This window comes from Sporosarcina sp. NCCP-2716 (genome assembly GCF_023707985.1).
In the GTDB taxonomy this organism is placed as follows: domain Bacteria; phylum Bacillota; class Bacilli; order Bacillales_A; family Planococcaceae; genus Sporosarcina.
The window spans coordinates 139,929-161,845 of sequence record NZ_BRCF01000001.1 but is presented as its reverse complement, the minus strand read 5'-3'; the positions used below and the strand labels follow the sequence as shown (position 1 = coordinate 161,845).

Sequence of the window (21,917 nt, the reverse complement as noted above, 5' to 3'; positions counted from 1 at the left end):
TCTTCCGTTTATTTTTTGACGCTGAGTTCATGCAATATGTTCATTTCCTTCTCGAGAGCCGAAAGGATGTTCTTTCCGCGATCTCTTTCAATAAGACCGAGCTTGACAGCAAAGTCGATTTCACGGGACAGCCCATACATCTGTGTGTCCAGCACTTCTTCGTACAAAGGGCATTGCGGCATCGTCAAGTTATCCATCTGCACTTTAATGAGCTGGGCGATCTTGTCTGCATCGGCCTGCAGCTGCATGATAGCTTTTTCCTGATACGTTTCCTGCACTTCTATATCCATGAGGACGCCCCCCAAACCTCTTTTTTCAGCAAGGTGCTATACCCTAAATTGTAGCTTTATAAAGCCGAAATTGCAAGTGATTCCCGAACCGGCCGTGCGACTTTCAGCCGGATGACTTCCGGTTGGCGCAAAAAGGCGGTATACTGTTACTAACTCACGACTAAGCTGGGAGGCTTTACTTTGGAAACCATCATACCGATTACAGGCAACGTGAAATATTCGATCACAATCGACCCGACTGTCTGGATCTTCGACGACCGCCGGATCGATCTGGATACGTACTTTGTGACCGAGCAGGTAGAGTTCGACGAAATGGAAGACTACAAGGAGCGGATGGGCAAGCACTGGTCCCGCGAAATCATGGAAGGCGCCACCTATCCCCCCACTTTACAGACTGAGAAGAAATATGAGAAACAGAAAATGCTGACGGGTACGTTCGGTATGATCATCGAGCCGTTCCTGAAGAACGCGGAGCCGGCGGCCGATGCGGAGAATATCATCCTCGTTACATCGGAAGGCGAGTTCGAGTTCCCGATCAGCGATGCGAAAGAGCTGATCTTCCAGTTCAGCCTGAAAGGAAAACCGCTGAAAGAAGATGGTCCTGTGTACGTACTGAAAAAGGACGGGTCCAACTTGGATTCACCGATCAAAGGCGTCACGTCCATCCGGATCAGCTGAAAAGAGGTGCAGCGATGCGTGTGAAATGTGTGATCTGTGATGAGATCGGCAAACTCGATGACGAAGATCCGCTGGCAAAGAAGCTGCGGAACCGGCCGATCCATACGTATATGTGCGAAAGCTGCAGGAACCGGATCGGGGAACTGACCCATATCCGGAAAGAGACCGGTAAATTCACATTCCACCGGAGTTCCCATCCTGCTGAAGACGAATTCTAAAAAAAGAAAGATCCAGCCGCTGTTAAGCGACTGGATCTTTTTTGTGTTCGTTCAGCCGGCGCACCCTGTAAATGATCAGGATGAGTGCCGCTACGATGAGACCTTCCACAATCGGAAGGAAAAATGCTAAGAACGTCAGCACGAGGCAGCCGATGAACAAAAACGTGTAGATCACAAGGTTTTGCAGCGGCTTGATTTTCCTGGCGAAGCCCAGTTTGTAGACGAGGGCCGCCAGTAAAAACACGAGGGCGAACAATACGTAGCCTGCAGAATTGAAACCGGGCACCAGTTCATAGATAAATTTAGCAATCCCGGACATCTTCTCGGCGACGAGCTCTGAATCCTCTACCTTCATTCAATACATTCCTTTCCCAGGAGCTTATTTGCTCTTTTTCTGTGCCTTTTCCCGTTCGTTCTTGTCGAGGATCTTTTTCCGGAGACGGATCGACACCGGAGTGACTTCACAATACTCATCTTCCGCTGCGTATTGCAGCGCTTCTTCGAGTGTCAGGATCTTCGGCTTTTTCGTTGAAACAGTCTGGTCCTTCGTTGCGGAACGGACGTTCGTTGCGTGCTTCACACGTGTCAGGTTGATCGTAATATCGTTTTCACGCGTATTTTCACCGACAACCATCCCAGCATAGATGTCTGTTCCTGCTTCGACGAACATCGTGCCGCGGTCTTCCAGCTGCATGATGCTGTATGCTGTCACTTTTCCGTTTTCCATGGAAACGAGAACACCATTGCGGCGGCCGCCGACTTTATCTGCGGACATCTGCTTGTATTCTGCGAATGAATGGTTCAGGATGCCGTAACCGCGTGTCAGCGTCAGGAAGTCGGTCGAATAGCCGATCAATCCGCGAGCCGGCACGAGGAATGTCAGGCGGACCTGTCCATTACCGTTATTCACCATATCCAGCATTTCACCTTTACGCTCACCCATCGATTCGATGACAGCGCCGGTATACTCTTCCGGTACGTCGATCTGGACGTTTTCCACTGGTTCGCAACGTTTGCCGTCGATCGTCTTGACGATAACTTCTGGCTTCGAAACTTGCAGCTCGAACCCTTCACGGCGCATGTTTTCGATCAGGATCGACAAGTGCAGCTCACCGCGGCCGGAAACGATCCACGCATCCGGGGAATCCGTCGGGTCGACGCGCAGTGACACGTCTGTCTGGAGCTGCTGCTGGAGCCGCTCTTCGATTTTACGGGATGTGACCCACTTGCCTTCTCTGCCTGCGAACGGGCTGTTGTTCACGAGGAACTTCATCTGCAGTGTCGGTTCGTCGACGTGCAGCAGCGGCAGGGCTTCCTGATGGTCCGTCGGGCAGACGGTCTCGCCGACATCCAGATCATCCATCCCGGAAATCGCGATCAGGTCGCCTGCGTATGCTTCCTGGATTTCGATCCGCTTCAGACCTAGGAACCCAAACATCTTCGTCACGCGGAAGTTCTTGACCGAACCGTCCCGCTTCATGACGCTGACCTGCTGTCCGACGTTCATCGTTCCGCGGAAGACGCGGCCGATACCGATACGGCCCATGTAGTCGCTATAGTCGAGAAGCGATACTTGGAACTGGAGCGGCTCGTCCCGGTTGTCGACCGGTGCAGGGATCTTGTCAAGGATCGCATCGTACAGCACTTTCAGTGTGTCTTCCTGGTCTGCCGGGTCCGGGGACAGGCTCGCAGTTCCGTTGAAACCGGAAGCGAATACGACAGGGAATTCAAGCTGATCGTCGTTTGCATCGAGTTCGATGAACAGTTCCAATACTTCGTCGACGACTTCTTCAGGACGCGCAAATTCGCGGTCGATCTTGTTGACGACGACGATCGGCTTCAAGTCGATTTCGAGCGCTTTCTTCAAGACGAAACGGGTCTGCGGCATGCAGCCTTCGAATGCATCGACGACGAGGACGACGCCGTCTACCATTTTCAGGATCCGTTCCACTTCTCCGCCGAAATCGGCGTGTCCCGGTGTATCGAGGATGTTGATCTTCGTGCCTTCATATTCGATTGCCGTGTTTTTCGCGAGGATCGTGATTCCGCGTTCCCGTTCCAATTCGTTCGAGTCCATTGCCCGTTCGTCGACGTGCTCGTTCGAACGGAAGATCCCGGACTGTTTCAAAAGCTGGTCGACCAGTGTCGTTTTTCCGTGATCGACGTGGGCGATGATCGCTATATTTCTAATATCATTGCGTAAGTTTGTCATTATTTCACTCCATCTGTCTTTATTCAGTTGTTTAACTGTGTTATTATAGCACAAGATACATCGAGAAAAAACGATTTACTTTTATCGGGAGGCGTATTTTTTTGAAAAATGTCAAATGGGTGTTCGTCGCATACTCCCTGGGTGCGATTCTTTCGATGTTCATGATCGGGATTGCAGTTGGTGTGAAAAGCTTCCTGCTCGCTTTTGCAGCGATTCTCGCGCTCGTCCTCATCATGGGTAACGGGTTCAAGATGAAAAAGAAATACCGTGAGCAAGGTCTTCTATAGAATTCTGAAGTGAAGGGCGCACCGGTCATCCGGCTGCCCCTTCACTTTTTTAATCGGATGAATTCGCCCAGCAGCTGACGGTGCAGCCCCGGATTCGCGACGACGAACGTCTCCTGGCCGAGCAGGCTGAGCGCAGACCCGTCCATCGTTGTCGCCACCGCCCCGACTTCGTTCGCAATCACCATGCCCCCTGCCACGTCCCAAGGCGACAGCCGCATGGACAGGTAGGCATCGATCCGGCCGGCCGCGACATGAGTCAGTTCGAGGGCGGCCGAACCATAGGAACGGGTACCCCGGCAGCGGTTCACGAGCTCGATCATCGGTTCGTGCTCCGCGTAGCGGTTCGGCGCGACCCAGCTTGCATTCACGCCGATCACCGACTCCTCGACCGCTGTCTCTTTCAGCGGCAGCAGCCGGATGTCGTTCAAATAAGCGCCTTCCCCCTTTTCGGCGCTATAAAGATCGCCGGCCATCACGTCGTACACGTATCCGAGGACGCCGACACCGTCCAGGTAGATGCCGAGCGATATTGCGAAATTCCGCTTCTGATGGATGAAGTTCATCGTCCCGTCGATCGGGTCGAGGAACCAGACCACCCCTTCAAGCGTTTCCACCGTATCGCCGAATCCCTCCTCGCCCATCACCCGGTGATCCGGGAAGTTCTGACGGATGCGGCGGATGAAAAACTGCTCGATCTCCTTGTCGATATTCGTCACAAGATCGTTCTCGGATGACTTCGCGCTCACTTCAATGCCGGTAAAGAAAGAATGCCTGATATGATGCCCCGCTTCTTTGATGAGCGATTTCGCATAGCGGTCAATGGGTCCCCAATTCATCTCCAATCCCTCCAGTTCTGCTGCTTTCAGTATAGCATAGCCCGTTTGTCCCCAAACAAAAAAGGCTTCTGTCATGATCTCCATCACAGAGAACAATGCCCAGATGCCTTTCTACAAATTCCGAATGACACTCCAATTAAAAACCATTCAGCTTCTCCAGTTCGCTGTGGATTTCCGTCAGACGCTTCTTGCTCTTCGCGATCTGCTTCGTATCCTCCTCTTCCAGCGCATCGTGGAGAGTTGCGAGTTCATAATCCAGTTCAAGGTTCAATACTTTAAGGAATTCCTTTTCAACGTCAGCTTTGCGTATTACGTGGACGACTTGTTTCATGATAGAACACCCCTTTTTTGAAAGTATGTGCTATTTCCTGTTACCATAAGATATGCGGGAACCGACAGGACAACTAGATATTCGTCCTCTTGTCTTCAATTGTTCCCCATTGTCTTTAGTTATAAACGTGGAAAAATGAGAGGGGGAACGGATATGACGAAAGGATTCTGGACGGAATCGGATTTCGGCGTATTTGAAACGCCTGGCCTGGAAGCCCGGATGACGGCTCTGCAGGAACGGATCCAGCCGAAATTCGCGATGCTCGGCGAACGGTATGCCCCGATTCTGTCTGCATGGGGGAAAGGCGAATTTTTCGCCCATGTCGCGAAGCATGCACGGCGCACCGTCAATCCGCCGAGGGACAGCTGGGTCGCCTTCGCACCTGCGAAACGGGGTTACAAAGCGCTGCCTCATTTCCAGATTGGTCTGTGGGGCACCCATTTATTCATCATCCTGGCGGTCATTTACGAAAATCCGGACAAAAAAGGGATTTCCGAAAGGCTTCAGCACGATGTGAAGCTGCTGACGGGGCTTCCCGGCGATTATATCGTTTCCGGCGATCATATGAAGCCGGGCGCGGACTCTATCCATGACGCCGGCGAAGAAGGGATCCTGAAGCTGCTGGAACGGCTGCATGATGTCAAAAAAGCCGAGTTCCTCGTCGGCCGACACCTTCCTGCAGAAGAGGCCGTCCGCATGACGGAGAGTGAATTCCTCTCGTATGCCGACCGGACATTCGAAACGCTGCTGCCGGTATACGAACGGATCACCGGCCAGTAATACAAAAAACGATCCGGATCGCGCAAAATCGGCCGCGCGGTCCGGATCGTTTTTTCTTTCACCTGCATGGGTCAGCCTTTGATGAGCTCTCCGTCCGTTCCTTCTTTGGCACGTTTCACCACTTTGTAGCTTTCGTACCCGCTCACTTCCTTGAATTCCCGGAAGAGCGTCTTTTCCTCCGCCATCGACGGCACTACTGTCTTGAACCGCTTGTACACCGCCAGCAGGTCCTCCCGTAAGATCCCCTGTTCGAATGATTTTTCAATAGCTGTAAACAACTCGGTGACGGTTACGATCTCTTCGGTCGTCCAGTCGATACGGATCGGATAACTGTATTCCATCTCCATCCCTCCGTTCTTTCCATAGGATATACAGAAAAAAGGGGCCTATCCGGCGCAAACCGGACAGGTCCCTCATCTGCTTATTTCGACAAAATGTGGATCGGTTTGCCAAGTGCCACTTCAGCGGCTTCCATGGCGATCTCACCGAGTGTCGGGTGGGCATGGATCGTCATCGAGACGTCTTCAAGAGTCATGCCGCCTTCGATGGCAATCGCCATTTCTGCGATCATGTCAGAAGCGTTCTCACCTGCGATCTGTGCACCGATCAGCAGACCGTCTTCCTTGCGTGCAACCAGTTTCACGAAACCTTCTGTCGCATTCAGCGACAGCGCGCGTCCGTTTGCTGCGAACGGGAACTTGCCGACGACGACTTCGTAGCCTTCGTCTTTTGCCTCTTTCTCGTTAAAGCCGACAGTGGCAAGTTCAGGATCCGTGAAGCAGACAGCCGGGATCGCCAAGTAATCGACTTCCGACTTTTCACCGGCAATCGCTTCCGCAGCGACTTTCCCTTCATAGGACGCTTTGTGAGCGAGCTGCAGTCCCGGAACGATATCCCCGATTGCGTAGATGTTCGGGATGCTTGTCCGGCACTGTTTGTCGACACTCAGGAGACCACGGTCTTCAAACTTAAGGCCGAGTTCCTCCAGACCGATTTCATCGGTGTTCGGACGGCGGCCGACAGTTACGAGTACATAGTCAGCTTCAACCGTCTGCTCTTCGCCTTTTGCCTCATAAGTGACTTTTACACCGCTGTCCGTTTCTTCAGCGCCTTTCGCAGTCGCTTTGACAACGATTTCGACGCCTTTTTTCTTCAGGCCTTTTTTGACAAGCTGGGTCATCTGCTTCTCAAAGCCGGACAGGATATCATCTCCGCCTTCGATGATTGTCACTTCAGAACCGAGATTTGCGTATGCAGAACCGAGTTCCGTACCGATGTAACCCCCGCCGATGACAACTAGTTTCTTCGGCAGTTCTTTCAGCGCAAGTGCGCCTGTCGAGTTGATGATGCGGTCTGAGAACTTGAAGTTCGGGATTTCGACCGGACGTGCACCAGTCGCAAGGATCGCATTTTTGAATTTGTATGTCTGGGCGGACTTATCGTCCATCACGCGGACTGTGTTCGCATCGACGAAGTACGCTTCGCCTTGGACGATGTCGACTTTGTTGCCTTTCAGGAGTCCTTCGACGCCGCCTGTCAGCTTATTGACGACGCTTTCCTTGAAAGCCATCGCTTTGCTGAAGTCGAGTTTAACGTCGGAAGCTGTGATCCCCATATCGTCGGAGCCTTGTGCATGAACGAAACGGTGCCCGACGGAGATGAGAGCCTTCGAAGGGATACATCCGACATTCAGGCAGACGCCGCCGATCATGTTCTTCTCAACGATCGTCACTTTCTGTCCGAGCTGGGCTGCACGGATTGCTGCCACATATCCTCCGGGGCCTGAACCGACTACGAGCGTATCTGTTTCAATTGGAAAATCTCCTACTACCATGGTTTACGCCTCCATTAATAAAAGTTCTGGATTTCCGAGTAAGTGCTTAATGTGATTGAGCGCCTGCTGGCCGGTTGCGCCATCGATCACCCGATGATCAAACACTAATGATAATGCTAACATAGGTGCAGCGATGATTTCACCATTTTTCACGATCGGCTTCTCCGAAATGCGGCCGATTCCGAGAATCGCCACTTCCGGGTGGTTGATGATCGGGGTGAACCATTGTCCGCCCGCCGATCCGATATTCGTGATCGAACAGGAAGCGCCTTTCATCTCATTCGGAGAGAGTTTGCCCTCGCGCGCTTTACCGCCGAGTTCAGAGATCTCTTTTGAAATCGCGAACATCGATTTGCGGTCTGCGTGTTTGATGACCGGCACAAGGAGACCGCGGTCCGTGTCTGCAGCAATACCGATATTGAAGTAATGCTTGTAGACGAGCTCTTCCGTTGCATCGTCGAGTGATGTGTTCAATTCAGGGAATTTGCGCAATGTCGAGACGAGTGCTTTGACGACATACGGCAAGTACGTCAGCTTCACGTCCTGCTCTGCTGCGATCTCCTTGAATTTCTTTCGGTGTGCGACCAGTTCGGTCACGTCCACTTCGTCAAGCAGCGTCACGTGAGGTGCCGTGTGCTTCGAATTGACCATCGCTTTTGCGATAGCCTTCCGGATGCCTGACAATTTTTCGCGGGTTTCCGGGAAATCGCCTTCCGGAACCGCCTGTTCGGCAGGTTTCGGCTGGACTGCTGAAGCGGCTTCTGCAGGTTGTTCAGACACTGACTCTGCGGCCGGCTGTTCCGCCTGCGGTTTGCCTCCGCCCTGCTTGAATGTCTCGATGTCTTCCTTCAGTACACGGCCATTCTTTCCTGTGCCGGAAACTTGTTTGATGTCGACACCTTCTTCGCGTGCGAACTTGCGGACGGACGGCATTGCAATCACACGGCGGTTCGGATCCGCGTTTGCGCTTGCAGGAGCGGGCGTCGTATCGGCGCCTTTTCCGGCCTCTTGCTGAGGGGCGTCGGCTTTGTCGATCTCCTGCCCTTCTTCAGCTGTCGCCTGCACTTGGGCTTCCGTCTCTTTCTTCTCTTCGGACTTTCCTTCAGCCGGCTGTTCGTCCGGTGTGTCGTCCTCTTCGTCTTCGTGATCCGGGGAGTCGATGCGGATCAGCTTATCGCCGACGACCGCAACAGTCCCTTCCTGCACGAGGATCTCTTCAACTGTTCCTGTCACCGGGGAAGGGATCTCGACGACCGATTTGTCATTCTGCACTTCAAGAAGTGTATCGTCTTCGTTGATGGTATCGCCTTTAGCGACGAACCATTTGACGATTTCACCTTCGTGAATTCCTTCTCCGATATCTGGTAAACGGAAATGATAGGCCACGTCATCCACCCTCTCTATTAGTCATTTGATTCGTAAGTTCAGAAGTTCAAAACTTTCTTAGCGGTTTCCGTAATGTCAGCCGCGTTCGGGAGCCATGTGTTTTCCCCTTGTGCGTACGGATAAACCGTATCCGGAGCCGTCACCCGCAGGACAGGCGCTTCGAGGCTGAGCACGGCGCGTTCCATGATCTCAGCAACGACGTTCGCTGCAATCCCTGCCTGGCGCTGTGCTTCCTGGACGACGATCGCCCGGTTCGTCTTCTCGACGGATGCAATGATCGTTTCCACGTCAAGCGGCTGGATCGTGCGCAGGTCGATCACTTCAGCGGAGTGGCCTTCTTTTTCCAGCGCTTCAGCTGCTTTCAGGCTCTCCTGCACCATCGCACCGTATGCGATGATCGTGACGTCTGTTCCTTCGCGCTTGATATCCGCTTTGCCGAGGGGAATCGTATATTCCTCTTCCGGCACTTCTTGGCGGAATGAGCGGTACAGCTTCATGTGTTCTAGGAACACGACCGGGTTTTCGTCCTGGATGGCCGAGATGAGAAGCCCTTTTGCATCGTATGGCGTCGAAGGGATGACGACTTTGATGCCCGGCTGTGCAGCGACGAGCCCTTCCAGGCTGTCCGCGTGCATCTCAGGAGTTGCGACACCGCCGCCGAACGGCGAGCGGATCGTGATCGGTGCGTTGCGTTTGCCGGCTGTCCGGAAACTCTGGCGGGCTGCCTGGCCGCTGACCGAGTCCATCACTTCGAAAAGGAAGCCGAAAAACTGGATTTCCATGACCGGGCGCCATCCTGTGAGGGACAGTCCGATCGCAAGACCGCCGATACCTGACTCTGCAAGCGGTGTATCGAAGACCCGCTCTTCCCCGAATTCCTTCTGAAGACCTTCGGTTGCCCGGAAGACGCCTCCGTTTTTCCCGACGTCCTCACCGAAGACGAGCACGTTTTCATCATTCTTCAATTCCGTGCGCATTGCATCGGTAATTGCTTGGATCATCGTCATTTGTGCCATCGGTTATTTCGACTCCTTTTCTGTATAGATGTCAAACTGTTCCTGGACATTGTAAGGCATGTCGCCTTTGTACATGATTTTCAGGAAGTCTGTCACTTTCTGCTTCGGTGCCTGATCGGCCTGTTTGATCGCGTCCTTGATCTCCTGCTTGGCGCGTTCGATCACAGCGTTCTCCTGCTCTTCACTCCACAGTTTCTTGCCTTCGAGATACGTACGGAAGCGGACGATCGGATCCTTCTTCTCCCATTCGCTGTCGATATCGGAAGTCCGGTAGCGTGTCGGGTCATCCCCGGCCATCGTATGCGGACCATAGCGGTAGCACATCGTCTCGATCAGTGTCGGGCCTTCGCCATTGACTGCACGTTCGCGCGCGTCCTTCGTCGCTGCGTAGACCGCGAGCGGATCCATGCCGTCCACGAGGATGCTCGGGATTCCTGCTGCAAGACCTTTCTGGGCAAGTGTCTTTGCCGCTGTCTGGACGGAACGAGGTGTCGAGATCGCATATTGGTTGTTCTGAACGACGAAGATCGCCGGGGAGCGGTAAGCGCCCGCGAAGTTGATGCCTTCATAGAAGTCGCCCTGTGACGTACCGCCGTCACCGGTGTAGGTCATCACGACTGATTTTTTTCCGCGTTTCTGCAGTCCTAGTGCAATACCTGCCGCTTGGACGTACTGTGCGCCGATGATGATCTGCGGCGGGAAGATATTGAGGTCATCCGCCAGATCACTGCCGAGGTAGTGGCCCCGTGACCAGAGGAATGCCATATGTAATGGCAGGCCGTGGAAGATCAGCTGTGGTACATCACGGTATCCCGGCAGGATGAAATCGTCTTTCTCCAGCGCGTAATGGGAAGCAAGCTGGGACGCTTCCTGCCCGGCTGTCGGTGCATAGAATCCGAGACGGCCCTGGCGGTTCAGCGCAATCGACCGCTGATCCAGGATGCGCGTATAGACCATGCGCTCCATAAGCTCTGTCAGCTCTTCGTCCGACATTTTCGGATCAGCCTCTTCGTTCACGATCTTTCCGTCTTCGTTCAGAATCTGAAACATCTCAAACTTTTCTTCGATCTCATGCAGCGTATTCACAGGATCGAACTGCGTGTTCTTTTTTGCAGCCATTTCGGCAACTCTCCTTCTTTTAAACTGTATTAGGTATTCCGCGACATTCCATTGATACACAATTTCTTTCTTTTCCAGTATACTGAAACGTCGAGGAACGGTCAATCCATGAAGCATCTGCGCTGGTTGGCGGCAGACTGACTCCCCCGCTGACCGGCCGTCTGTATTAGCACATCCTATCATCTGTGCTATAATACAATGAATTCATCAACTTACTCGTCCCCGGGCTGCTGGGTCTCCTTGAGCGCCTCGTTCACTTCAGCTGTCGACTCATTGAACAGTCTGACAGCATCCGCAAGCTTCGACTGCTGATCATTCACATCCCCGATCGCCTCGTCGAGCTCAGCCCGCTTTACATTTTCATCAACGAGCAGGCCATAAACCTTCCGCTGTTTTTCGAGCAGTTCCATATAATTGGCGGCCACTGTGCGGTGCAGCTCGTACCGGGTGTCCAGAGCCGATTTCAGTTTTGCGACGGCTTTCTTGCCTTCATCCGTTCCGGCGGGCGGAAGGGTCGTCAGCTGTTTCGCCGTCTCCTCTGCAGCATCGATCTCCTCTTCCTCTTTTCCCATGATGCCGCTCCGCTCTTCAAGCGATGCCTGCAGGCGCGACACCCCGCTTTCCAGCGCTTCCCGGTCTTCAATGCTCAGACCGGTCGTCTTCTTGAACAATGTCTGTTCCTTCTTCTCCAGGCTGTCCAGCTGGTTTTCATAATCCGTGATTTCCTTTTCGTGCTTCTGCACCTCACTTAAAATCCCATCGAGTCCGTGCTGCATCTCGTCCTTCTCCTGCGTGCAGCCCGCTGTCAGCAGAAGCAGCCAGATCGGGACGAACATGATCAACTTGCGCATACGTCATCACCTCGCTTTTTTTCATGCACAGCTTGAAATCCTTTCACCTGATTCCCGATTCCATTATACTAATAATATAGGTAACGACGCACCAAATGGAAAAGGGGACAGACGAAATGATTTTAATGGAAGATATAATACGAGAAGGCAACCCTGCATTACGGGAACGTTCGGAGGAAGTAGTATTCCCTCTCTCCGCTGAAGACAAACAGCTGGCGCACGACCTGCATGAGTATGTCGTCAACAGCCAGGACGATGCCGTCTCTGAGAAATACGGACTGCGTGCCGGCATCGGACTCGCCGCTCCGCAAGTGAACCGTCTGAAAAGGATTTTTGCGCTGCACATCGAATCGGACGAGGAGAAAGGGATCAGCCTGATCGCCATCAATCCGCGGATCGTCAGCCACTCGGTCGAGAAGACCTATCTATCGACGGGCGAAGGCTGCCTGTCGGTGGACCGGGAAGTCGAAGGGATCGTGCCGCGCTACACCCGAATTACGGTGAAAGCGTTCGACACCGAAGGGAAAGAGTACAAGAAGCGGCTGAAGGGTCTTCCTGCCATCGCCTTCCAGCATGAGCTGGATCACTTGAACGGAGTGATGTTCTATGATCATATCGACCCGAACGAACCGTACCGGGTCCCTGCCGATTCTTCACCATATGAACGCTGAATGAGCGCCGACTGGCATTTGACAGAAATTTTGAAATATGGTATACTTCCTTTAAGGAGTGATACCGCCATGTATAAGCGCCTGAAACGAAAATTGTTGAAGCGTCTGAATGGCATCCTCGGCAAAAAGTCAATCGCATAAAGATATCCGCCCACCCATGAGCAGGTGGGCTTTTCTTTATTTTCCGCTGATGGCATGGTACTATTAAAAATATCAGTCCAAAATCGAACGACAGAACAAAGGAGATCACAACATGATTTTTAAAGTGTACTACCAAGAGAGCAAGGTCCAGGTGCCCGTCCGCGAAAACACCAAAACGATGTACGTGGAGGCTGAGACGCAGCGCGAAGTACGCAAAAAGCTGCAAAGCCGCAACTACAACATCGAATTCATCCAGCAGCTTGAAGGGGAGCATCTCACGTATGAGCAGGCTTCAGGTAACTTCGAGCTCGAGCAGGTGTAATCCATGAAATCCATTAAAAACAATGAGACAGCTGTATTCGCTCTGGGCGGACTGGGCGAGATCGGCAAAAACACGTACGCGGTACAATTCCAGGATGAAATCATCCTCATTGACGCGGGTATCAAATTCCCGGAGGACGACCTGCTTGGAATCGACTACGTCATTCCGGACTATACGTACCTGAAACGGAATGAAGACAAAATCAAAGGGCTGTTCATCACACACGGCCACGAAGACCATATCGGGGGTATCCCCTACCTGCTGCGCCAGGTGAACATGCCGGTATACGGCGGTAAGCTCGCCCTCGGCCTGCTGCGCAACAAACTTGAAGAGCACGGTCTGATGCGCTCCACGAAACTGATTGAATTCGGCGAGGATGACGTGTTCAAGTTCCGGAAGACGGCAGTGTCCTTCTTCCGGACGACACACAGTATCCCGGACGCATACGGGGTCGTCGTGAAGACGCCTTCCGGCAACATCGTCCATACCGGGGACTTCAAGTTCGACTTCACACCTGTCGGGGAACCGGCGAACCTGGCCAAGATGGCACGGATCGGGAGTGAAGGCGTCCTCTGCCTTCTATCCGACAGTACGAATGCGGAAGTGCCGAACTTCACGATGTCCGAACGCAAAGTCGGCGACAGCCTGAACGACATCTTCCGCAAAGTGGACGGACGGGTCATCTTTGCGACATTCGCATCGAATATCCACCGTCTCCAGCAAGTGATCGAGGCTGCACAGATCTTCAACCGCAAAGTGGCGGTGTTCGGCCGCAGCATGGATAACGCAATTACGATCGGACGCGAACTCGGTTACATCGACGCGCCGAAAGACTTGTTCGTCGATGCCCAGAGCATCAACCGGCTGCCGGCGAACGAAGTCATGATCCTCTGTACAGGAAGCCAGGGAGAACCGATGGCCGCCCTGTCACGGATCGCAAACGGCACGCACCGCCAAGTCCAGATCCAGCCGGGAGATACGGTCATCTTCTCCTCGTCCCCGATTCCCGGGAACCGGCTGAGTGTCAACAAGACGATCAACGCCCTGTTCCGCGCCGGAGCGGAAGTCATCCACGGCGCACTGAATAATATCCATACGTCGGGCCACGGATCCCAGGAAGAGCAGAAACTGATGCTCCGTCTGATCCAGCCGAAGTTCTTCATGCCGATCCACGGGGAATACCGGATGCTCAAGATGCACGAAGAGCTGGCTATCTCCTGCGACGTGGAACCGGATAACGTCTTCATCATGTCGAACGGAGATGTGCTGGCGCTCACCGAAGATTCCGCCCGTCCTGCAGGGCGCGTCCCTTCCGGGGATGTGTATATCGACGGCAGCGGAATCGGCGATATCGGCAATGTCGTCCTCCGCGATCGGAAGAACCTGTCCGAAGACGGCCTCGTGATCGTCGTCGCGACAATCGACAAGAAACGGAACCGAGTCGTTTCCGGACCGGACCTCATCTCGCGCGGATTCGTCTACATGCGGGAGTCCGGTGCGATGATCAACGAAGCGCAGTACATGCTGACGCGTCAGATGCACCGTAAACTCGCTGCCGGACCTGCTGATATCGGCGTCCTGAAAAGCGACATCATCGACTCGCTCAGCTCCTACCTGTACGACAAGACCAAACGGAAACCGATGATCCTGCCGGTGATCCTTGAAGTGTGACCGATAGCAAAAGGGCCGTCCCTGGAAGTCATTGATGACTTTCCGAGACAGCCCTTTTTTTCTATGCCGTTCTTGTTAATGGAGCACTTTCCTCTCGAAGCGGTGGATGTCGACGTCGGATCCGATGACGATGAGGATGTCGTTCAGCTGGATCTCTTCGATCGCCTGTGGGGACACGAGGATATGATCTTCCCGCTTGATGGCGACGATGTTGACACCGTATTTGGCACGGATGTCGAGGTCGATGAGTGAAGCCCCTGAAAGTTTGGTATTCGCGCGGATTTCGACGATGGAATACTCCTCGGACAGCTCCAGGTAGTCGAGGATGTCGTTGGAGACGAGCCGGTTCGCAATCCGTCTTCCCATATCCCGTTCCGGATGGATGACATGGTCCGCACCGATTTTCCGCAGCACTTTTTCGTGATAATCATTTTGCGCTTTCACTGTGATGGTCGGCACACCAATCTCCTTCAGGATGAGCGTCGTTAAAATACTCGCCTGGATGTTTTCCCCGATGGCGACGACGACATGTTCGAAGTTCCGGATGCCGAGCGACCGCAATGTCGACTCATCAGTCGTATCCGCGGCCACCGCCTGAGTCGCGATCTGTGCATATTCCGCTACACGGTCCTGCGATATGTCGATCGCCATGACGGATGCATCCAATTCAATGAGTTCATTGACGATGCTTCCACCGAACCGTCCGAGCCCGATGACCACAAATTCCTTTTTCATTATCCATCTCTCCGATAGCTATAAGAATGCGTATAGTTTACCACAGCCGCGCACTGCACTCAAACCATGAGAAAACCCGGCATTCCGTCTGACGGAAGCCGGGTGTTTCAGCTGTTATTTCTTCATTTCGTCGAGCACGCGGTTGACGCGTTTTTCGAGCATCTTCATGCCGCTGCCGCCCGCTTGGAAGTGGCGCAGCTGGCCGTCCTTGTCGAATACATAATACGCAGGGACGTACTGGTTTTCGAACGCGTCATTCAGCTTCAGTTCGCTGTCCACGTAGATCGGCTGCGTAATATCATGCTCTGCAGCGACTTCTTTGATGTGATCGAGGTTGACGTCGTCTTCCGAACGCGGCATATGGACAGCCACCACGTTCAGCTCGTCTTTGTACTGGTCCCGGAATGCGTTGACATCCGGCATCGCTTCTTTACACATATGGCAGCTCACTGACCAGAAGTGGATGAGGGTCGGTTTTTCACCGACGAGCTCCGATTTCGTCACTTCACCGTTCAGCCAAGCTGTCGCGCCGTCCAATTCAGGCATCTGTTCACGTAGTTTCATTGGAATATCCTCCTTTGAGTGAAAATCCCCGCAGCGGATGCTGAACGGGGACATTGCTGTCAATCTGCTTGATAAGTATGGTTCCGGTCTTACAGGGTTTCCTGACCTGGACGCCAGTTCGCCGGGCAGAGACCGCCTGTCTGAAGCGCTTGAAGTACGCGGAGCGTTTCGTCGACGTCACGGCCGATATTGTTGTGGAATACAGTCTGGTACTGCATTTCACCTTCAGGGTTGATGATGAAGAGTCCGCGGAGTGCCACGCCTTCTTCTTCGATCAGGACACCGTAGTTGCGTGCCACTTCGTGGTTTGTGTCTGCAGCAAGCGGATAGTTCAGTTCGCCGAGACCATTGTCTTTGCGGTCTGTGTTGATCCATGCTTTATGTGTGTGGATCGTATCTGTGGAGACACCGATCACTTCAGCATCGAGATCTTCGAATTCATCATAGCGGTCGGACATTGCTGTGATTTCAGTAGGGCACACGAAAGTGAAGTCCATTGGATAGAAGAAAAGGACTGTCCACTTGTCGTTTTTCATGTTTTCTTCAAGACTTACTTTCCCGAAGGACTTGTCCTTCATTACTGCTTCCATTTCAAATCGTGGAGCTTGTTTCCCAACCATGCGTTCTGCCATTCAAAATCCCTCCAATTTATCTTTAGAGCAGCCATCTCATCTGCTCAATTCTTCTATATCGTACCAAACGTCCGCCAGAATATCAATTAGAATGATTTACTTTTAAGAATGATTATCGGCAATGACCCGGTAATTGAGAAGCAGAGCGCCCGGATCAGTTTTCTGCATCGAGGCACAGCGACGGTCTCGCCGGGCGGTCCCCGCAATATTCGCACTCGGGGTCATTACAGGACGCCTCGCGCCACTCGTCACACGCGCCGCAGAAGACCGAGTCGAACTGTTCGTTGTACAGAAGCGGTTCCATGCAGCAGATGCAGTGGTTCGCCATTTCGTCCCACTCGATGACCGTTTCCTTATGGAACAGGAACACCCGCTTCTCCCCGTCTCTCACAGGCGGTGTCCGTCCTTCCAGTGCCGCCTTCAGCATATTGTTCCAGTGCCGGTCTTCCGGGTCAAAGTAGAAAGTCATTTTCTCGCCCAATCGGAACCCTCCATTTCTTTGTTTCAGTTTACTACTCCCACGCTGAGAACACAATGATTCCGGTGCCTCCTTCCTGCACGGGGAAGCAGATGAATTTTCCTTTCCAATCATTTCACTATTGCATTCCTGCAAAGGTTTTGTATAATGAAAGACGCTAAAAGTAAACTTGAAGTACACTTATACTAAACTCCGATGAAAGTGGGGAACGTCATGCAAATCGGCAGCAAGATCAAACGGCTGCGATTACAAAATGGGCTGACACAGGAAGAGCTGGGCGAGCGCACCGACCTGACGAAAGGATATATTTCGCAGCTGGAGAGAGATTTGAACTCCCCTTCGATCGAAACGCTGTTCTCCCTGCTCGAGGTGCTCGGCACGAGCCCGAAAGAGTTCTTCGATGAGTCGAAGAAGAGTGAGCCGGTCGTTTTCTCACCTCATGATCAGACGACTTATTCGAACGACGAACTCGGCTACAAAATCCGCTGGCTCATCCCCCGTTCGAACGAAAATGACATGGAACCTGTGCATATTACGTTTTCCGCCAAAGGGGAGCTGAAGCAGTTCGCCCCTTCCCTCTCGGAAACGTTTATCTATGTATTGTCAGGGAACGTGGAAATAGAGATCGGCACCCAGGTTTACCAGGCGGAAGCCGGTGATGCCGTCTATTATTCCGCGGAGGATCAGCACCGGATTTACAATGCACACGACGGAGTGAGCGAACTGCTCCTCGTCGCTACGGAATCTTATCTATAGAAAAAGGGGGACCTTCCTTGTCCACACAACCGATCATCCGTTTTGAGAATGTCAGCAAACGATTCAACGAAGAAACCACTGTTTTGAAGGATGTATCCTTTGAAATGGAGCGGGGGAAATTCTATACACTGCTCGGCCCTTCCGGCTGCGGCAAGACGACGATCCTCCGGCTGATCGCGGGTTTTTCCGAGCCATCCTCCGGAACGATCTACTTCGACGGCAAACCCATCAACCAAGTCCCGGCGAATGAACGCCAAGTCAATACGGTGTTCCAGGATTACGCGCTGTTCCCTCATTTGAATGTGTATGAAAACGTCGCGTTCGGACTGCGCATCAAGAAAGTGAAGAAAGCGGAAATCGACAGCCGCGTCAAGGAAGCGCTGAAGTTCGTCAACCTGTCCGGTTACGAAAACCGCGAAATCACCGAGATGTCCGGCGGCCAGCGTCAGCGTGTGGCGATCGCCCGCGCAATCATCAACGACCCGGAAATCATCCTGCTCGACGAACCATTGTCCGCACTCGACCTGAAACTGCGGTCGGCCATGCAGTATGAATTGCGCGAACTGCAGCAGCGGCTCGGCAAGACGTTCATCTTCGTGACGCACGACCAGGAAGAGGCGCTCGCCATGTCAGACGAGATTTTCGTCATGAACTTCGGGGAGATCCAGCAGTCCGGCACGCCGAACGACATCTACGACGAGCCGATCAGCCGCTTTGTCGCGGACTTCATCGGCGAATCGAATATCGTCAAGGGCGTCATGATCGAAGACTATCTCGTCGAGTTCAACGGCAAACGGTTCGAGTGCGCCGATGCCGGCCTGCAGCCGAATGAGAAAGTGGATATCGTGCTGCGTCCGGAAGACTTGGAGATCACACCGGTCGACGGCGGCAAGCTCGCGGTCACCGTCGATACATCCTTGTTCCGCGGGGTCCATTACGAACTGTCGACTTACGACGAAGACGGCAACGAATGGCTCGTGCACTCCACGAAGAAAGCGGAAGTCGGCAAGAAGATCGGTCTGGATTTCAATCCGGAAGATATCCACGTCATGCGTCTGAACGAATCCGAAGAAGACTACGACGCGCGGCTCGAAGCGTATGGTGCGGCGGATGAAAACTAACCGCACGAATTTCCGGCTGCCGCTCGTCCCCTATTCACTTTGGATCATCCTGTTCGTCATCGCACCGATCGGCCTGATCGTCTACTATTCATTCTTCGATCTGGGCGGCAATTTCACGCTGAGCAACTATAGCAACTTTTTCACATCCGTCTATTTGCAACTGACAGTCAGCTCGTTCTGGTACGCTTTCCTGATCACGTTCTTTTCGCTGCTCATCGCCTACCCGACAGCTTATTTCCTGACCAAACTGAAGCATAAGCAGCTCTGGCTGCTGCTCATCATCATCCCTTCATGGATCAACCTGCTGCTGAAGACATATGCATTCATCGGACTGATGGGCTTATACGGGCCGATCAACGCCGCGCTTGAAGCGTTCGGCATCGGCAAGCACCAGATCCTGTTCACCGATTTCAGCTTCGTGTTCGTGTCGGTCTACATCTTCATCCCGTTCATGATCCTGCCGATATTCAATGCGCTCGATAAGCTGAATCCGGCACTGATCGACGCTTCGCGTGATCTCGGTGCGAATGCGTGGACGACCTTCACCCGGGTGATCTGGCCGCTGACGCTGAACGGTGTGAAGTCCGGCATCCAGGTCGTCTTCATCCCTGCGCTGTCGCTCTTCATGATCACTCGGCTCATCGCAGGAAACCGGGTCATCACGCTCGGGACCGCGATTGAACAGCAGTTCCTCGTGACACAGAACTGGGGCATGGGTTCGACGATCGCCGTCTTCCTCATCCTGTTCATGGTCGTGATCCTGCTGCTGACGACAGCAAACGAAAGGGGGATGGCGGGCAGTGGAAAAAAACGGTAAACTCGCGAAGATCTATCTGATAGCTGTCTTCGTCGTCCTGTACGCTCCGATTGCGTATCTGATCTTCTATTCATTCAATTCGGGCGGCAAGATGTCGCACTTCGAATCGTTCACATGGGAGCATTATGCTGCCGTCTTCGAGGACAAACGGCTGATCGGCATCGTGCTGAACACAGTCATCGTCGCCCTGCTGTCGGCGCTGATCTCAACGGCGATCGGCGTCATGGGTGCGATTTCGATCCACTATATGCGCAACAAAGCGATGCGGAACGTCATGCTGTCGATGAACTCCATCCTCATGGTGAGTCCGGACGTCATCATCGGAGCGTCGTTCCTCATCCTCTTCACCCTGGTCGGCATCAAGCTCGGATTCGCGTCCGTGCTTCTGTCGCACATCGCGTTCAGCATCCCGATCGTCGTCATCATGGTGCTGCCGAAACTGCAGGAAATGAGCCCGACACTGATCGACGCGGCGCTCGACCTCGGCGCGACCCGGAAAGAGATCATGTCGCGCGTCATCCTGCCGTTCATCCAGCCGGGCATCTTTGCCGGGTTCTTCCTGGCACTGACCTATTCGCTCGATGACTTCGCCGTGACCTTCTTCGTCACGGGCAACGGCTTCTCGACCCTTTCCGTCGAGATCTATTCCATGGCGCGCACAGGTGTCACGCTGACGATCAACGCCCTGTCCGGCCTGATCTTCGTCATTACGGCAGGCCTGATTCTCGGCTATTATGTATTGAAAAACCGGCCGAGGACGCCGGCTTCGGGGGTGAAACGATGAAATCACTCATACGCGGTGCACTGCTGATCATCATTGCAGCGGCCGTCCTGATGATCGTTAACGCCCAGCTCGCGAAAAGCGGCGCACAGGCAGGCGGCAACACACTGACGGTCTACAACTGGGGCGAGTATATTGACCCAGATCTTATCAAGCAGTTCGAAAAAGAGACGGGCATCAACGTCATCTACGAAACGTTCGATTCGAACGAAGGGATGATGGGCAAGATCGAACAGGGCGGCACGTCGTACGACATAACCGTGCCGTCGGAGTACATGGTCGAAATGATGCGGAAGAAAGACCTGCTCATCCCGCTCGATTACAGCAAGATCCCCAACATGAAAAACATCGATCCTTATTTCGAGGATCTGCCGTTCGATCCGAAGAACAAGTACTCCATCCCTTACTTCTGGGGTACGCTCGGCATCGCGTACAACCCGTCGCTGCTCGAAGGCCAGACGTTCGAGAGCTGGGATGACGTGTGGGACCCTTCGCTGAAACAGGAAGTGGTCCTCGTCGACAGCGCCCGCGAAGTGATCGGCATGGGCCTGAACTCGCTCGGCTATTCGCTCAACTCGACGGACCCCCGCGAACTGCGGGAAGCGACAGACAAACTGAAGACGCTGAGCCCGAATATCAAGGCCGTCATCGGTGACGAAGTGACGCAGATGATGATGAACAACGAAGCAGCCGTCTCCCTCATCTGGTCCGGCCAGGCGGCGGATATGATGTCCGAGAACGAAGACATCACGTATGTCGTGCCGGAGGAAGGTTCGAACTTGTGGTTCGACAATATCGTCATCCCGCGGACTGTCAAGAACATCGACGGCGCCTATAAGTTCATCGACTTCATGCTACGGCCTGAAGTCGCTGCCCAGAATGCCGATTACGTCGGTTATTCAACACCGAACCTGAAGGCGCTCGATTTCATGGATCCCGAAGTGACGTCCGATGAGCGGTACTACCCGGACGAGGAAGCGCGCGGTCATCTGGAAGTGTACAAGGACCTCGGTTTGGAGATGCTCGGTTTTTACAATGAATTGTTCCTTGAGTTCAAGATGGATATGAAGTGATTGGAACGGGAAGCAGAAGCGCTTGGGCGCTTCTGCTTTTTTGTTGTGCGGAGTTGGGCTTGAGGGGAGACTCCTTAGTTACCGTAGTGCACTTGATTGGAATCTCGCGGGCACTAGGGGTGTCCCTTTGTGACCGGGCGAGGCTGCTGGGGTCTTTCACGGTCACTAGCAAAGCGCCCTAGTGACCGGATGACTCGTTCGCACGCTCCAACGGGCACTAGAACAACTCCTTAATTACCGAAGTGCAACTGTTTGGAACCTCGCGGGCACAAAGGAGCTTACCTATTGTCCACCGAACACCACGAACCCCAAGCTGT

The 21,917-nt window shown here is 53.4% G+C and carries 27 protein-coding genes; 12 read left to right on the top strand and 15 right to left on the bottom strand.

Features of this window, described 5'->3' with window-relative positions:
* Positions 1-8 precede the first annotated feature (8 nt).
* Positions 9-290, bottom strand: a complete 282-nt coding sequence (locus tag NFU03_RS00845) for an Fpa/YlaN family protein (RefSeq protein ID WP_251635280.1) — start codon at positions 288-290, stop codon at positions 9-11.
* Positions 291-470: 180 nt separating this feature from the next.
* Between NFU03_RS00845 and NFU03_RS00840 the strand changes: the two genes are divergently transcribed.
* Together NFU03_RS00840 and NFU03_RS00835 are read left to right on the top strand one after the other, a co-directional pair.
* Positions 471-968: a peptidyl-prolyl cis-trans isomerase gene (locus NFU03_RS00840; RefSeq protein WP_251635279.1), complete on the top strand. Its 498-nt coding sequence runs from the start codon at positions 471-473 to the stop codon at positions 966-968.
* 14 nt (positions 969-982) lie between these two features.
* Positions 983-1,186, top strand: coding sequence for a YlaI family protein (locus NFU03_RS00835; RefSeq protein ID WP_251635278.1), 204 nt, complete (start codon positions 983-985; stop codon positions 1,184-1,186).
* Positions 1,187-1,208: 22 nt separating this feature from the next.
* On the opposite strand, the gene NFU03_RS00830 is transcribed toward NFU03_RS00835, so the two are convergent.
* Both NFU03_RS00830 and typA read right to left on the bottom strand, forming a co-directional pair.
* Positions 1,209-1,541 carry a YlaH-like family protein gene (locus NFU03_RS00830; RefSeq protein ID WP_251635276.1) on the bottom strand — a complete coding sequence of 111 codons (333 nt, stop codon included), beginning with the start codon at positions 1,539-1,541 and terminating at the stop codon, positions 1,209-1,211.
* 24 nt (positions 1,542-1,565) lie between these two features.
* Positions 1,566-3,398 carry a translational GTPase TypA gene (gene typA / locus NFU03_RS00825; protein WP_251635274.1) on the bottom strand — a complete coding sequence of 611 codons (1,833 nt, stop codon included), beginning with the start codon at positions 3,396-3,398 and terminating at the stop codon, positions 1,566-1,568.
* 101 nt (positions 3,399-3,499) lie between these two features.
* On the opposite strand from typA, the gene NFU03_RS00820 reads away from it, so the two are divergent.
* Positions 3,500-3,685: a YlaF family protein gene (locus NFU03_RS00820; protein WP_251635272.1), complete on the top strand. Its 186-nt coding sequence runs from the start codon at positions 3,500-3,502 to the stop codon at positions 3,683-3,685.
* A 41-nt stretch (positions 3,686-3,726) separates the two neighbouring features.
* Here NFU03_RS00820 and NFU03_RS00815 read toward each other — a convergent pair whose 3' ends face one another.
* Positions 3,727-4,521, bottom strand: a complete 795-nt coding sequence (locus NFU03_RS00815; RefSeq protein WP_251635270.1) for an inositol monophosphatase family protein — start codon at positions 4,519-4,521, stop codon at positions 3,727-3,729.
* 136 nt (positions 4,522-4,657) lie between these two features.
* Positions 4,658-4,852, bottom strand: coding sequence for a hypothetical protein (locus tag NFU03_RS00810; protein ID WP_251635268.1), 195 nt, complete (start codon positions 4,850-4,852; stop codon positions 4,658-4,660).
* A gap of 153 nt (positions 4,853-5,005) precedes the next feature.
* On the opposite strand from NFU03_RS00810, the gene NFU03_RS00805 reads away from it, so the two are divergent.
* Positions 5,006-5,632, top strand: a complete 627-nt coding sequence (locus NFU03_RS00805; RefSeq protein ID WP_251635266.1) for a YktB family protein — start codon at positions 5,006-5,008, stop codon at positions 5,630-5,632.
* Positions 5,633-5,703: 71 nt separating this feature from the next.
* On the opposite strand, the gene NFU03_RS00800 is transcribed toward NFU03_RS00805, so the two are convergent.
* The 6 genes from NFU03_RS00800 to NFU03_RS00775 all read right to left on the bottom strand — a co-directional run bounded on the left by NFU03_RS00800 (position 5,704) and on the right by NFU03_RS00775 (position 11,838).
* The gene (locus NFU03_RS00800) at positions 5,704-5,973 is read right to left on the bottom strand and encodes a UPF0223 family protein (RefSeq protein WP_251635264.1); all 270 of its coding nucleotides are present in this window, start codon (positions 5,971-5,973) and stop codon (positions 5,704-5,706) included.
* Positions 5,974-6,053: 80 nt separating this feature from the next.
* On the bottom strand, positions 6,054-7,466 hold the full coding sequence (gene lpdA, locus NFU03_RS00795) for a dihydrolipoyl dehydrogenase (RefSeq protein ID WP_251635262.1): 1,413 nt from the start codon (positions 7,464-7,466) through the stop codon (positions 6,054-6,056).
* Positions 7,467-7,469: 3 nt separating this feature from the next.
* Positions 7,470-8,852, bottom strand: a complete 1,383-nt coding sequence (locus NFU03_RS00790; RefSeq protein ID WP_251635260.1) for a dihydrolipoamide acetyltransferase family protein — start codon at positions 8,850-8,852, stop codon at positions 7,470-7,472.
* A 38-nt stretch (positions 8,853-8,890) separates the two neighbouring features.
* Positions 8,891-9,868, bottom strand: a complete 978-nt coding sequence (locus NFU03_RS00785) for an alpha-ketoacid dehydrogenase subunit beta (protein WP_251635258.1) — start codon at positions 9,866-9,868, stop codon at positions 8,891-8,893.
* 3 nt (positions 9,869-9,871) lie between these two features.
* Positions 9,872-10,987 carry a pyruvate dehydrogenase (acetyl-transferring) E1 component subunit alpha gene (gene pdhA / locus NFU03_RS00780; RefSeq protein WP_251635257.1) on the bottom strand — a complete coding sequence of 372 codons (1,116 nt, stop codon included), beginning with the start codon at positions 10,985-10,987 and terminating at the stop codon, positions 9,872-9,874.
* Between the two features lie 212 nt (positions 10,988-11,199).
* Positions 11,200-11,838 (bottom strand): YkyA family protein, encoded by a 639-nt coding sequence (locus NFU03_RS00775; RefSeq protein WP_251635255.1) that lies wholly within the window; start codon positions 11,836-11,838, stop codon positions 11,200-11,202.
* 116 nt (positions 11,839-11,954) lie between these two features.
* Between NFU03_RS00775 and def the strand changes: the two genes are divergently transcribed.
* From def to rnjA, 3 genes are all read left to right on the top strand, one after another.
* Complete coding sequence (gene def, locus NFU03_RS00770; RefSeq protein ID WP_251635253.1) at positions 11,955-12,509, top strand: peptide deformylase; 555 nt, start codon at positions 11,955-11,957, stop codon at positions 12,507-12,509.
* A 253-nt stretch (positions 12,510-12,762) separates the two neighbouring features.
* Positions 12,763-12,972, top strand: coding sequence for a DNA-dependent RNA polymerase subunit epsilon (locus NFU03_RS00765; protein WP_251635251.1), 210 nt, complete (start codon positions 12,763-12,765; stop codon positions 12,970-12,972).
* A gap of 3 nt (positions 12,973-12,975) precedes the next feature.
* Complete coding sequence (rnjA, locus tag NFU03_RS00760; RefSeq protein WP_251635249.1) at positions 12,976-14,643, top strand: ribonuclease J1; 1,668 nt, start codon at positions 12,976-12,978, stop codon at positions 14,641-14,643.
* A 75-nt stretch (positions 14,644-14,718) separates the two neighbouring features.
* On the opposite strand, the gene NFU03_RS00755 is transcribed toward rnjA, so the two are convergent.
* From NFU03_RS00755 to NFU03_RS00740, 4 genes are all read right to left on the bottom strand, one after another.
* The gene (locus NFU03_RS00755) at positions 14,719-15,378 is read right to left on the bottom strand and encodes a potassium channel family protein (RefSeq protein ID WP_251635247.1); all 660 of its coding nucleotides are present in this window, start codon (positions 15,376-15,378) and stop codon (positions 14,719-14,721) included.
* Between the two features lie 114 nt (positions 15,379-15,492).
* Positions 15,493-15,942 (bottom strand): TlpA family protein disulfide reductase, encoded by a 450-nt coding sequence (locus NFU03_RS00750; RefSeq protein ID WP_251635245.1) that lies wholly within the window; start codon positions 15,940-15,942, stop codon positions 15,493-15,495.
* An 89-nt stretch (positions 15,943-16,031) separates the two neighbouring features.
* Positions 16,032-16,574 (bottom strand): peroxiredoxin, encoded by a 543-nt coding sequence (locus NFU03_RS00745; protein WP_251635243.1) that lies wholly within the window; start codon positions 16,572-16,574, stop codon positions 16,032-16,034.
* A gap of 154 nt (positions 16,575-16,728) precedes the next feature.
* Positions 16,729-17,055 (bottom strand): hypothetical protein, encoded by a 327-nt coding sequence (locus NFU03_RS00740; protein ID WP_251635241.1) that lies wholly within the window; start codon positions 17,053-17,055, stop codon positions 16,729-16,731.
* Positions 17,056-17,265: 210 nt separating this feature from the next.
* Here NFU03_RS00740 and NFU03_RS00735 point away from each other — a divergent pair, with 210 nt between their 5' ends.
* Genes NFU03_RS00735 through NFU03_RS00715 form a run of 5 tightly spaced genes read left to right on the top strand, consistent with a single transcriptional unit; the run spans position 17,266 to position 21,600 of the window.
* Positions 17,266-17,808 carry a helix-turn-helix domain-containing protein gene (locus tag NFU03_RS00735; RefSeq protein WP_251635239.1) on the top strand — a complete coding sequence of 181 codons (543 nt, stop codon included), beginning with the start codon at positions 17,266-17,268 and terminating at the stop codon, positions 17,806-17,808.
* Positions 17,809-17,825: 17 nt separating this feature from the next.
* Positions 17,826-18,929 (top strand): ABC transporter ATP-binding protein, encoded by a 1,104-nt coding sequence (locus NFU03_RS00730; RefSeq protein ID WP_251635237.1) that lies wholly within the window; start codon positions 17,826-17,828, stop codon positions 18,927-18,929.
* Complete coding sequence (locus tag NFU03_RS00725) at positions 18,919-19,746, top strand: ABC transporter permease (protein WP_251635235.1); 828 nt, start codon at positions 18,919-18,921, stop codon at positions 19,744-19,746. The genes NFU03_RS00730 and NFU03_RS00725 overlap by 11 nt, the downstream gene beginning before the upstream one ends.
* Positions 19,730-20,530 (top strand): ABC transporter permease, encoded by an 801-nt coding sequence (locus tag NFU03_RS00720; protein ID WP_251635233.1) that lies wholly within the window; start codon positions 19,730-19,732, stop codon positions 20,528-20,530. Before NFU03_RS00725 ends, NFU03_RS00720 begins: the two co-directional genes overlap by 17 nt.
* Entirely contained in the window at positions 20,527-21,600 is a 1,074-nt protein-coding gene (locus NFU03_RS00715; RefSeq protein WP_251635231.1) for an ABC transporter substrate-binding protein, read from the top strand. Before NFU03_RS00720 ends, NFU03_RS00715 begins: the two co-directional genes overlap by 4 nt.
* Positions 21,601-21,917 lie beyond the last annotated feature (317 nt).

Coding starts and splice junctions, on each gene's coding strand:
- NFU03_RS00755 (WP_251635247.1), bottom strand. CDS start 15,378: ATGAAAAAGGAATTTGTGGTCATCGGGCTCGGACGGTTCGGTGGAAGC.
- NFU03_RS00805 (WP_251635266.1), top strand. CDS start 5,006: ATGACGAAAGGATTCTGGACGGAATCGGATTTCGGCGTATTTGAAACG.
- NFU03_RS00830 (WP_251635276.1), bottom strand. CDS start 1,541: ATGAAGGTAGAGGATTCAGAGCTCGTCGCCGAGAAGATGTCCGGGATT.
- NFU03_RS00800 (WP_251635264.1), bottom strand. CDS start 5,973: ATGGAATACAGTTATCCGATCCGTATCGACTGGACGACCGAAGAGATC.
- NFU03_RS00750 (WP_251635245.1), bottom strand. CDS start 15,942: ATGAAACTACGTGAACAGATGCCTGAATTGGACGGCGCGACAGCTTGG.
- NFU03_RS00810 (WP_251635268.1), bottom strand. CDS start 4,852: ATGAAACAAGTCGTCCACGTAATACGCAAAGCTGACGTTGAAAAGGAA.
- NFU03_RS00715 (WP_251635231.1), top strand. CDS start 20,527: ATGAAATCACTCATACGCGGTGCACTGCTGATCATCATTGCAGCGGCC.
- NFU03_RS00785 (WP_251635258.1), bottom strand. CDS start 9,868: ATGGCACAAATGACGATGATCCAAGCAATTACCGATGCAATGCGCACG.
- pdhA (WP_251635257.1), bottom strand. CDS start 10,987: ATGGCTGCAAAAAAGAACACGCAGTTCGATCCTGTGAATACGCTGCAT.
- NFU03_RS00835 (WP_251635278.1), top strand. CDS start 983: ATGCGTGTGAAATGTGTGATCTGTGATGAGATCGGCAAACTCGATGAC.
- NFU03_RS00845 (WP_251635280.1), bottom strand. CDS start 290: ATGGATATAGAAGTGCAGGAAACGTATCAGGAAAAAGCTATCATGCAG.
- rnjA (WP_251635249.1), top strand. CDS start 12,976: ATGAAATCCATTAAAAACAATGAGACAGCTGTATTCGCTCTGGGCGGA.
- lpdA (WP_251635262.1), bottom strand. CDS start 7,466: ATGGTAGTAGGAGATTTTCCAATTGAAACAGATACGCTCGTAGTCGGT.
- NFU03_RS00745 (WP_251635243.1), bottom strand. CDS start 16,574: ATGGCAGAACGCATGGTTGGGAAACAAGCTCCACGATTTGAAATGGAA.
- def (WP_251635253.1), top strand. CDS start 11,955: ATGATTTTAATGGAAGATATAATACGAGAAGGCAACCCTGCATTACGG.
- NFU03_RS00725 (WP_251635235.1), top strand. CDS start 18,919: ATGAAAACTAACCGCACGAATTTCCGGCTGCCGCTCGTCCCCTATTCA.
- typA (WP_251635274.1), bottom strand. CDS start 3,398: ATGACAAACTTACGCAATGATATTAGAAATATAGCGATCATCGCCCAC.
- NFU03_RS00775 (WP_251635255.1), bottom strand. CDS start 11,838: ATGCGCAAGTTGATCATGTTCGTCCCGATCTGGCTGCTTCTGCTGACA.
- NFU03_RS00815 (WP_251635270.1), bottom strand. CDS start 4,521: ATGAATTGGGGACCCATTGACCGCTATGCGAAATCGCTCATCAAAGAA.
- NFU03_RS00735 (WP_251635239.1), top strand. CDS start 17,266: ATGCAAATCGGCAGCAAGATCAAACGGCTGCGATTACAAAATGGGCTG.
- NFU03_RS00765 (WP_251635251.1), top strand. CDS start 12,763: ATGATTTTTAAAGTGTACTACCAAGAGAGCAAGGTCCAGGTGCCCGTC.